General features: G+C 43.7%; 9 protein-coding genes. 5 read left to right on the top strand and 4 right to left on the bottom strand.

Features of this window, described 5'->3' with window-relative positions:
- Nucleotides 1–175: 175 nt before the first annotated feature.
- The 4 genes from cgtA to ABYB02_RS10440 all read left to right on the top strand — a co-directional run bounded on the left by cgtA (nucleotide 176) and on the right by ABYB02_RS10440 (nucleotide 3,008).
- Nucleotides 176–1,330 carry an Obg family GTPase CgtA gene (gene cgtA, locus ABYB02_RS10455; RefSeq protein WP_372762404.1) on the top strand — a complete coding sequence of 385 codons (1,155 nt, stop codon included), beginning with the start codon at nucleotides 176–178 and terminating at the stop codon, nucleotides 1,328–1,330.
- Nucleotides 1,331–1,415: 85 nt separating this feature from the next.
- Nucleotides 1,416–1,907, top strand: a complete 492-nt coding sequence (folA, locus tag ABYB02_RS10450; RefSeq protein WP_372762403.1) for a type 3 dihydrofolate reductase — start codon at nucleotides 1,416–1,418, stop codon at nucleotides 1,905–1,907.
- Between the two features lie 76 nt (nucleotides 1,908–1,983).
- A complete protein-coding gene (locus ABYB02_RS10445; RefSeq protein WP_372762402.1) occupies nucleotides 1,984–2,361 on the top strand; it encodes a DUF3718 domain-containing protein in 378 nt (125 codons plus the stop codon).
- Between the two features lie 173 nt (nucleotides 2,362–2,534).
- Nucleotides 2,535–3,008: a peroxiredoxin gene (locus tag ABYB02_RS10440; protein ID WP_372762401.1), complete on the top strand. Its 474-nt coding sequence runs from the start codon at nucleotides 2,535–2,537 to the stop codon at nucleotides 3,006–3,008.
- A gap of 66 nt (nucleotides 3,009–3,074) precedes the next feature.
- Here ABYB02_RS10440 and ABYB02_RS10435 read toward each other — a convergent pair whose 3' ends face one another.
- The gene (locus tag ABYB02_RS10435; protein ID WP_372762400.1) at nucleotides 3,075–5,198 is read right to left on the bottom strand and encodes a S8 family peptidase; all 2,124 of its coding nucleotides are present in this window, start codon (nucleotides 5,196–5,198) and stop codon (nucleotides 3,075–3,077) included.
- 312 nt (nucleotides 5,199–5,510) lie between these two features.
- Here ABYB02_RS10435 and ABYB02_RS10430 point away from each other — a divergent pair, with 312 nt between their 5' ends.
- Nucleotides 5,511–6,695 (top strand): NAD(P)/FAD-dependent oxidoreductase, encoded by a 1,185-nt coding sequence (locus ABYB02_RS10430; RefSeq protein ID WP_372762399.1) that lies wholly within the window; start codon nucleotides 5,511–5,513, stop codon nucleotides 6,693–6,695.
- Between the two features lie 177 nt (nucleotides 6,696–6,872).
- Here the strand turns inward: ABYB02_RS10430 and ABYB02_RS10425 are convergent, their stop codons facing one another.
- The 3 genes from ABYB02_RS10425 to ABYB02_RS10415 form a co-directional block, all read right to left on the bottom strand.
- On the bottom strand, nucleotides 6,873–9,638 hold the full coding sequence (locus ABYB02_RS10425) for a prolyl oligopeptidase family serine peptidase (protein WP_372762398.1): 2,766 nt from the start codon (nucleotides 9,636–9,638) through the stop codon (nucleotides 6,873–6,875).
- Nucleotides 9,639–9,933: 295 nt separating this feature from the next.
- Nucleotides 9,934–10,521, bottom strand: a complete 588-nt coding sequence (slmA, locus tag ABYB02_RS10420) for a nucleoid occlusion factor SlmA (protein WP_372762397.1) — start codon at nucleotides 10,519–10,521, stop codon at nucleotides 9,934–9,936.
- Nucleotides 10,522–10,678: 157 nt separating this feature from the next.
- On the bottom strand, nucleotides 10,679–11,047 hold a 369-nt coding region (locus ABYB02_RS10415), incomplete at its 5' end, for a phosphopantothenoylcysteine decarboxylase (protein WP_372762396.1).

Genomic DNA, 11,047 nt, shown 5'->3' with positions numbered 1-11,047 from the left:
TTAAACCGTAAATACGTAACTATCGTAGCTGAGTAATCAGCAAGGTAGTTAAAAAACCCCGCCTTTGCGGGGTTTTTTGTTTTAAGCAAAATATATACCCAAGCCCAGCCTGCAATCAGCACGGCTTGGGTATATAATAGAGTTATTAACAAGCCAATCCCTAAAGTGAGTAATCATGAAGTTTGTAGATGAAGTAGAAATTCGCGCAGAAGCTGGTGACGGTGGCAGCGGTATCGTGTCTTTCCGTCGTGAGAAATATGTGCCAGATGGTGGACCTGATGGCGGTGACGGTGGAGACGGTGGTAGTGTTTATCTACAGGCTGATGAAAACTTAAATACCTTAATTGATTATCAATTTGAGCGTTTTCACCGAGCAGAGCGTGGTACCAATGGCCGTAGCCGCAATTGTACCGGTAAAAAAGCTGACGACCTCTATGTGATGGTGCCCGTAGGCACACGTATTACCGATGTTGATACGCAAGAAGGGCTAGGCGATTTAACGCAGCATGGGCAAAGAATTTTAGTTGCAAAAGGCGGTTTCCACGGCTTGGGGAATGCGCGTTTTAAATCAAGTACTAACCGCGCGCCACGGCAAAAAACCTTAGGTACGCCAGGTGAAGTGCGTAACCTTAAATTAGAGTTGTTGTTATTAGCCGATGTAGGCTTATTAGGATTACCAAATGCAGGTAAATCGACCTTCATCCGCAGTGTCTCTGCAGCCCGTCCTAAAGTAGCCGATTACCCGTTTACGACGCTTATTCCTAATTTAGGGGTAGTACGTCCTGAGGCAAATAAATCGTTTGTTATTGCTGATATACCTGGCTTAATTGAAGGTGCCTCTGACGGTGCTGGTTTAGGTATTCGCTTTCTAAAACATTTAGAGCGTTGTCGTGTATTACTGCACATCATCGATGTAATGCCAGTCGATGGCTCAAACCCGGTTGATAATGCGTTTGCAATTATTAACGAGCTACATCAGTACAGCCCTAAATTGGCAGAAAAGCCACGTTGGTTAGTGTTTAATAAAATAGATTTATTACCAGCAGACGAAGCAAAAGCATTGTGTGAGCAAATTGCCGCAGAGCTTGGCGAAACTGAAAATATTTACAGCATTGCCGCAATTAATAAATTAAACACTCAAGAGCTGATCCACGACATCATGACGCTGCTAGATAGCATGCCAAAAGAGAAGTTTGTTGAAGCTGAAGATGAAGAAATTGAATTCAAATGGGATACTTATCATCAAAAAGCCACTAAGAAAGGCGACGATGATGATTGGGATGACTGGAATGAAGATGATTACGACGTAGAAGTGGTTTACGAGCGTTAATTATCATTAATTATATAACAAGGAGCTGATGCTCCTTTTTCTTTGTTTAATAATACCGATTGGTAACAGTAGTGGATATATTAGCGTGATAATTTCAATGATTGCTGCAATGGCAAAAAACCGGGTGATTGGTCTTGATAATAATATGCCGTGGCACTTACCCGGTGATTTACAGCATTTTAAACAAGTAACCACAGGTAAGCCGGTTATTATGGGGCGTAAAACATTTGAGTCGATTGGTCGGCCTTTACCGGGACGACGTAATATTGTGATTACTCGTAATGCACAGTACCAAGCAACCGGTATTGAGGTGGTGACAACGCCAGAGGCCGCGTTAGAGCTAGTTGCCGATGTGGAAGAGGTGATGATTATTGGTGGCGGAAATATCTATCAGCAATTTTTAGCGCAAGCAGACAGGCTCTATTTAACCTTTATCGACTTGGAGGTTGCCGGTGATACGCAGTTTCCTGATTACGAGCAGGTGGCAAACTGGCACGTTGTGGATGAAATGTTGATAGCCGCTGATGATAACAATCAATATAGTCATAAATTCGTAACTTTGTATAAAACCCCTTAACATTATTGCGCAATTCCGCTCCGGTTGGTACAATATTAACCAATCGAGTAAGAATAAAGTACTATAAAGGGTGTCCATGACTAAATTACTAAAGCTAGCTGTTATTGCAGCTGTTGCAACCGCTTCATTTGCCTATACCGCGCCTGTTAAAGCCGATGAGCAGTTAGCTATTTCTATCTGTGAATATATTGCTGCAGATGATAAAAACCGTTTACGCAGTAAGCTAAAAAGTTCACGTGTGAAAGTGCGTAATATTTATGATGCTGTATTCTGTAATGGTAATAATTTATTACGCCATGCGGTAGCAAGTAATGCCGTAGATAGCGGTGAGTATATTGTTAAAAACTTATCTAAAAGCTCACTGGAAGATGGTGCTGATTTATCATGGGCGCAAGCAAATGGTCATTCAGGTTCACCGTTAATTGCTATAATTAAAGAGCGTGCTGGTCTTTAATTAATACAGATTACCAATTAAACCACATTCATATGTGGTTTAATTGTGCCTAAAATTTATTAATGAACCGCATTTTAAGCAATGCTAACAGCGCATTAACCTTGTATGCTGTAGCGTCTATTAATGCCAATTTAATGTAATTGGTGTAAGTTAATTTCGATTAAGGATATACCATGATAGCGCAAGGCCAAACATTACCCGCAGTATCTCTCACCCAGTTAGGCGAAGAGGGCATGCAAACACTGACTAACAGTGAATTATTTGCCAATAAAAAAGTGGTGTTATTTGCAGTGCCAGGGGCATTTACACCAACTTGTTCAAATGCTCACTTACCAGAATTTATTACCCTAGCAGATAAAATAAAAGCGCAAGGTGTAGATGCTATTTACTGTGTAGCGGTGAACGATGCATTTGTGATGAAAGCGTGGGGCGAGTCACAAAATGCAGCCGAAATCCAGATGCTTGCAGATGGTGATGCAAGCTTTACGCAAGCATTAGGGCTTGATATGAACACGGCTGGTTTTGGTGGTATTCGCTCAAAGCGTTATGCGATGATCGTCGACAATAATCTTGTAACCGGTTTGTTTGTAGAACAAGAAAAAGAATTTGTAGTCAGCCGCGCCGCGGCGGTGCTTGAACAGCTATAAAGTAGCAAATAGCAGAAAATAAAAAACCGATGTTATAGCAACATCGGTTTTTTTATTGCGGCAATATTAAGGTTGATATTGTCCGCTTAACGTTAACCCAGAGAAGGTTCTGTAAGCATTAACACTTAAATGCCAAGTACCTGCTTGTGGATTAGAGAAAGTACAGGTTTCTTCATTGCCATTTTTATAAGGACGACAATCGTAGCTAGACGAAGTTGGCTGGCTGCCAAATTTAACAAATAAGTCAGCATCACCGGTACCCCCTGTGGTTGTTACGGTAAATGTAGCCATCCCTGCTGGCACATCAAGTGTGTAATGTTTCCATTGGCCCGCACTTGCACTTACATCGCTTACAGTACCACCACCCGCTTGTGGTGCACCACCACCAGAACCCGCAGTCACGTCGCCTACCAAGCTCACACCTGAGTAAGCAGAGTAACCGCGCAGCATTACATGGTAAGTTCCTGCGGTTGGGCTATCAATCGAACACACTTCGTTGTTACCACTTTCATAAGGACGACAATCATAGGTAGACGTCGTCGGTTGGCTACCTGCACGAACATATAAGTCGGCATCACCGGTGCCACCACTCATGGTAAAGGTAACATTGCTGGCACCACTGGGTACTGTCATGGTGTAAAACGTTTCTGAGCTAGATGCGCCACTTAGACCTGTTTTTGCTTCACCGTCAATGAGTTCATTACCCCCTGGTGGAGGCGTACCGCCACTCGCAGCCGCTACCGCAGCGGCTGCATCAACAATACCCGTACCACAACTCGTACAGGTAGCTGGAAAGGAGCGGGTGGTTGACTTTAAGATGCTTTCAACTTCGTCAGGTGTTGCACTGGGGTTCATTTGTTTGATCAGCGCAGCAACACCGGCTACATGCGGGGCCGCCATTGAAGTACCTTGTGAATAGCCATAACTGTCGCTTGATGGCGTAGTAGAGCCTGAGTTATAGGTAGATAAAACACCTTCAGGATCGTTGGCAAAGCTTTGTGCGCCACCTGGTGCGGCAACATCAATGTTGCTACCATAGTTTGAATAATACGCGCGGCCACCATCGCGACCAATAGAAGCCACATTAACCACACCACTACAGTTACCTGGGTTGTAGTTTGCCGAGTTATCGTTATCGTTACCCGCCGCGATGACGATTACAGTGCCGTTATTGCGGGCTGTATTAATTGCATTTTGGGTGGTAGAGCTACATGAACCACTGCCGCCTAAGCTCATATTGATAACATCAGCGGGATTGGCATTGCTAGGTAAGCCAGACACAGTGCCGCCCGATGCCCAAATAATACCATCAGCAATATCAGAGGTTAAACCGCCACACTTACCAAGTACACGTACCGGCACGACTTTCGCACCGTAAGCCACACCAGCAACCCCCTCGCCGTTGTTCGATACTGCTGCAACCGTCCCTGCTACATGGGTACCATGCCAGCTAGAATTTTGTGCACCATGGGTATAACCACATTCATTGGCACTGATAGCATCACCGGGATCGCGTGCATCGCTATCGCGGCCATTGCCATCATTGGCTACCGATAAGTTAGAAATCATATCGTAACCGGGTAAAATATTAGCGTCTAAGTCGATGTGGGGGCGGTAACCAGTATCCAGTACCGCAACCGTAACACCCGTGCCCGTTGCGTTATCCCACGCGCTAGGCAAGTTTAAACCACCAGTAGCTTCAAAATAGTGCCACTGATCGCCATAACGCGGATCATTTGGCGCTGCAAACGGTTTTAGCATCTGATCCACTTCAATGTATTCAACATTGCCAGAATCAATCATTTCTTGCATAAAGTCTTGTGCTTCTTCAGCAGTAAGCTTTTTATCTGCACGCATAACGTGATGGTTATCAAGTGCCATTGCTCGAATATACTTAGCTTTTACTTTACCCTTCTTTGAAGCGAAGTTTTTTACAAAGTCTTGTGCCTTTGCCTTCATTTTTTCAGGCGTTAAATCTGCAGCTGAAAACGTCGCCATCTCATTGTTGTTATTTTTATACTTGATAATGAACTGTGTTTCAAAGCCCACTTGGCTTTGTAATTTTGCTGATGTGTCCGTCATTGACGGTGCAATAGCCTGAGCGGGGGTTGCGATGCTTGATGTTGCTATAAATAGCGAGCTAACCGTTAATGCAATAGCGCATTTTTTAAATGTTCTTGTTGTTGTCATGATAATCCTCAAATTATAGTTATTATTTCGCGAGCAGTTCCACGAAGCGGGTACAAAGGTAAATGATCTGTTAAATTTATTAAAAGACTAATTCATTATGTCCCTATTTCATTTGGTTATAACTAGCTGATTTGCTGCTTTATAGTTGTTTTGTATTTTTAGATAAATTAAAAATGAGCTAAAAGGATTAGCTTGTTTTTGCTGTTTTAATCCACTCGATATTATTTGTTGTGTTAATAAAAACAATGAATTTGATCGCCAGTCGCGCACTAAATTTTGCTATACTCGCAAAAAAATTAATGAGAAACATAAATGACCCAAGTAGATGTGATAGTAATAGGCGCGGGCGCTGCGGGCTTAATGTGTGCAGCACAAGCAGGCTACCGTGGCCGCAGTGTGACAGTGCTTGATATGGGTAAAAAACCGGGTCGTAAAATTTTGATCAGTGGGGGCGGCCGCTGTAATTTTACCAACGAAAACGCCAGCCCAGAGAACTATTTATGTAACAATCCGCATTTTGTGAAATCTTGTTTAAGTCGTTATACCCAGCACGACTTCATCGAATTAGTCGACCGCCATGGTTTGGCCTATCACCATAAAACTTTAGGTCAGCTATTTTGTGATAATAACGCGCAGGATATTGTTGATATTTTACTCACCGAGTGTGAGTGGGCGGGGGTAACGATTAAACTGCGCAACGAAGTGCTGAATGTGAGTAAAACAGATACCGGCTATAGCGTAGTGACCGAGCAAGAAACGTTTACTTGTCAGTCGTTGGTAGTCGCCTCTGGCGGTTTGACTATGCCTAAGCTTGGAGCGACCCCGATTGGCTATAAAATTGCCGAACAGTTTGCTTTAAAGGTATTACCGACTATGGCGGCGCTGGTGCCGTTTACCTTGCATCAGCACGATAAAGCGCGTTTTGAAGGCTTGTCGGGGGTGAGTATTCCCTGTGTAGTGAGCAGTGAAGATGGCACCTCATTTAAAGAAAATATCTTGTTTACCCACCGCGGTTTATCGGGGCCGGCTATTTTACAAATAAGCTCATTTTGGCGTGCAGGGCAGGCGGTGACTATTAACTTATTACCTGACTTAGACTTAAAACAACAGCTAGCAGAATGGCGTGAGACGCAGGCACAAAAATCGTTAAAAAATAGCCTTGCCACTATTTTACCGAAGCGCTTTATTGAAATTCTGCACGACAGTAACGCCATTCCCGATTGTAATATAAATCAACTGACTCACGGCCAAATCGATGCGCTGGCTGATTATATACATGCATGGCAAATCAAACCCAATGGCACCGAAGGCTATAGAACTGCCGAAGTGACACTTGGCGGCGTTGATACCGACGAGCTGAGCTCAAAAACGTTTGAGGCTAAAAAAGCACCAGGCTTGTATTTTATTGGTGAAGTCACCGATGTTACCGGCTGGCTAGGGGGCTACAATTTCCAATACGCTTGGAGCTGTGGTTTTGCCGCAGGGCAGTATTGTTAGTAGGGATATCAAGGCAGTAAAGTAGTAAGAAGGCGCTGGTGTGGCTGTTTAGTCTAAGTTAACTAAGCGCTGTTTGCAGTGTTGCTTTGAATGTAAATAACGCCGCACAAGGTTTATAAAGTAAGTAAAGGGAGAGCTGTGCTCACTGTCCCTTTACTTGTTTGGCACTCGTGTGCGTTATTCCTCTATAAAGGCTTCGCCTTGGGTCATCCATTTAGCCGCAGGTTTACCTTTTAAGTGATGATCAAAGTACTGCAGCATTTTAATCGAAAAATCCACTTGATTGGGGAACTGCTTTAAATGGTGCGGTTCGCCTTGATATTGTAAAAAAGTGGCATCTTTACCCGCGCGGCGTAATGCTAAGTAGTACTGCACCCCTTCGTGCCATGGCACCGCATCGTCTTTATCACCAAACATAATTAATATTGGGGTATTTACTTTATCGGCAAAAAACACCGGTGAATTTTCGATATAGAGTTCAGGTGCTTCAAATAGATTTTTACCAATACGGCTTTGCCCTGTTTCGTATTGAAATTGACGCGCCAGCCCTGACTTTAAGCGAATACCGCTATACGCACTGGTCATGTTCGACACCGGCGCACCCGATACCACAGCTTTAAACATATCGGTTTGGGTGATCATAAAGGCGCTTTGATAACCCGCCCACGAATGCCCTTGCAGGCCTATTTTGTTTGGATCGGCAATGCCTAAATCAATCAGCTTTTGGGTGGCGTTGATCATGGTTTGCGTTGACGACTTGCCCGGATGGCCTATTTCAAAGCGAATGTCGGGTAAAAATACCGCATAACCGTTAGAGGTAAACATGGGGAAGTTAGGGCGGTGATTAAGCTCCATTTTTGGAAAATCGTACATGCGCTGACTCATGTAACGGTAAAAGTACACCACTACTGGCACTTTATCGCCTTTTTTATAACCGGCAGGTTTAATTAACACCCCTTGTAGGTCTTCGCCATCAAAGCCTTTATAACTAATTAGCTCGGGTTTTTCACCCCATGCAAAGTCGCTGATTTGTGGGTTAAGATTAGTCACCTGCATAGGCTTGCTAAAGCTAAAGTCGGTTTGATAAAAGTCAGGAAATTGATGGTATGTTTGCTGAGTAACTAGGTACTTATCGGCATGCTTGGCTTTTTTAACCACATCAAAGCGCTGTTCACCACTGAGTAGGTTCGTCACAGTTTGGGTGGCTAAATCAAGCTTAGCGACCCCGCGTTGCTTAGTATTTAAGTTAGTGGCGGCAAGTAATACGCGGTCGTGCTGGTTAAAACCAACGTGGTTTTTATCCAGTTGAATAATACGGTATTGGGTGTTGGTTGCTTTACCATTGGTTAAGCGCGTGGCTTGTTGGCTGGCTACATCAAACGCCCAAATATCGTATTTACTGTAAGCGAGAAGTTGACTGCTGTCTTTCAGCCAGCCGGCAAAGCCATAGCCTGGCTGAGCTGACGGGTAGTCGTGCTTATCATCGGCAAAAGTAGCCTGAATAGCCTTAGTTAGCGTGGTTACTTTGTTGTTTTTTAAATCTTTAAGTTGTATTTGGCTATTATCAAAGTAGGCTGCAAATTCACCATTAGGAGCCAAGCTGGGGGTAAATGGGTGCTCAGTCACTATGGGTTTACGTTCGCCAGTTTTAATATTGACTGCAAAGTAGTCGGCAAAAAATCCACCATACATGGTTTTTTCTAAATAGGGGATATTTGAAGACGCTAATAACGCCGTGTCACGCTCAGTATTAAGCGCCACAGTGGGCATGGTTGGCTGCGTTAACTGCACCACCTTTTGTGCGTTAAGATGATACACCGCACTGTAATGGCGGTGTTTATTGACTTCGTGCCACTGTTGTTGTTCACGCGGTTTTATTTCGGCATCGTTGTTATGCCATATATGTAACGCCTTATGTGCGGTAATGGTGTCGTAGTCATACAGTGAGGCTGCATCGCTATAGGTTTTCGCTTTCACTTTTGCAGCCAGTATTGGGCGGTTTTCGAAATATAACCGCTCGCCATTCTCAGACCAACTTAATGCCGCAGTTTTACCGATAGCCCAATTTTTAGTGGGTAACGCAATGGTCGCTAGCTGCTCATTTTGCCACAGCTGCAAGCTGTAGTTACGACGGCGCATATCGTCATTAACATAATTTCCTAAGGTAAACGCGGCTGTAGCCTTTGTAGGGTGCCAGGCAATTTTACTGGCAACCACACCGGGTTCATCAATTAACACACTGTGGCTGAAATCAGCTAAGTTAATCAGACTAATTTGGTTGTTGTTGCCATCAGCAAAAACTTGGCTGATCAGCAGCTGGTTATTTGTCGCGCTAATGCCATAACTAAGCACGTTTGTTATGTTGTGACTACGTTGATCGACTAAGTTAACCACCACCAACTTATAGGTTTTATCGGTTTTATCTGGCGTGATGGCACTGTTATTTTTCTGCTCGCTGTTAGCGTCGGCTGCTGCGGCGTTTTCATCGCTGCTGGCACTGACTCGATAAGCCAGCCAGTTGCCATCGTTCGACAGGGTGTAGTCTTGTACATCGGCAAAGCTGCGCTGCTCACCGCTGTCAGTATTTACCAGCACTAAGTTATTTTTTAAGCTGTCTTTTTTTTCACTGGTTGCAGTTTCAAGCAATGTCGGCACTTGCGTAAATGCGACCCAGGTAGCGGCTTTATTAATTGCCGGAGCCGTGCCGCGAGGCACTTCGGCAATTAAGCTATTGCTACTCAGTGAGTATACTTGGCCAGTGGCATCACCACGGTAAGGGGTGGCACTGAACGATAAAATACGACCATCTTCAGAGAGCTGCGTGCTTTTTGCGTATTTAAAGGCAAACACATCTTTAAATTGTAAAGCGTCCTTTGCGTATACGGCTGTGCTAGTTAAGCCAGTAATTAATGCCGAGCTTAACAGGGTGAGCGTTGTTTTCATTATTGGTTCTCGTTTTATAACAATCTCTTGATTGTAACGAGTTTAACTAACAATTCGAGTAGAAACGACAAGTGGTAGCATAGCAGAGATGAGAGGTTAAAAATGAATGGTTAATGGTTAGATTTTCGGGCCACGGGATGGAGTGTTAGGCAGCAATAAAAAGTTAGGAAAACGCTACTTTGGGTGTGGTTTTCAGCTGTTCTTATTTTCTGCTCTGTGTTCAAATTAATTTTTAAATGCTAATTCATAATAAGAACACAGAGCTCATTAGGGGGGTATTATATTACCTACAACCTTATAACCAGATTTTTTGTAGTTCTGGCCATTGTTTTTCAAATTGTGCGCTGGGTTTGGTGTTAAAGTTACTGCGTACAAATTGATTCATTTTACCCTCAACATAGGCCAGTAAAAAGTTAGCCAAGGTTAATTCATCACTTTGAAAGTTTCTGCCTTCGCGCAGTTTGCGTTCGCGTAGCACTTGTTTAAACTGGGTTTCTAGCTTTTCAAACAAGCCTTGTACTCGCTCTCGCAGCCGCTCTTGCTCACCTTGCAGTGCATCACCGGTTAAAATACGGGTTATACCGGGGTTTTTTTCAGCAAAAGTAAGCAGTAAATGCAAAATGTTATACACCCGTGCTTGGCTTTCTTTTTCGTTTTCTAAAATAATATTAATGCGCGATAATAACGTGTCTTCAATAAACTCAATTAACCCTTCAAACATGCGCGCTTTACTAGGAAAATGACGGTATAACGCTGCTTCAGATACGCCCACTTCGGTTGCTAATTTAGCGGTGGTGATACGCTGGCCTAGGCTGGTTTCTAGCATTTGTGCGAGTGCTTGCAGTATTTGCTCTTTGCGATTACTTCTTTTTGTCGCAGGCATGAACATTCCTTTTTTATTAGTTATCTGTTAGCAGGAGCTAGTCATTTTTGTTCAAGTAATAAACGCGCATTTATCTTTAAAGTTGAGCTAATTAGCACTAAAAAGGCGAATACGCGTTTGCTATGTTAATGTTTTATTCAGTTTGTTTCCAGCTCTTTTATAATCTCTGCGCGAGCTGTTTGATCACCTCAAGGGCAATGGCGGTTTTGCTGTTGGTGGGCAATTCTAGCTGTTCGTTTTGCCAGTACAAGGTGAGTGCATTATCGTCTGCATTAAACCCAAGACCACTTTTTGACACGTCATTGGCACAAATCATATCGAGGTTCTTATTGCTTAATTTACCCTTGGCATAACTGGCAACATTTTGTGTTTCGGCAGCAAAGCCGACCGTATAAGGGCGGTTTTTCGTGAGGTTGGCAACCGTGGCCACCACATCCGGGTTTTTAACTAAACTCAGGGTTAACTCATCGCCTTGTTTCTTCATTTTTTGCGTTGCTACATTGGCGGCGCGGTAATCGGCCACGGC

Origin of the sequence: Pseudoalteromonas sp. (assembly GCF_041613455.1) — a bacterium.
Classification (GTDB): domain Bacteria; phylum Pseudomonadota; class Gammaproteobacteria; order Enterobacterales; family Alteromonadaceae; genus Pseudoalteromonas.
The sequence above is the reverse complement of the archived record's forward strand: the minus strand, read 5'-3'. Positions and strand labels throughout refer to the sequence as shown.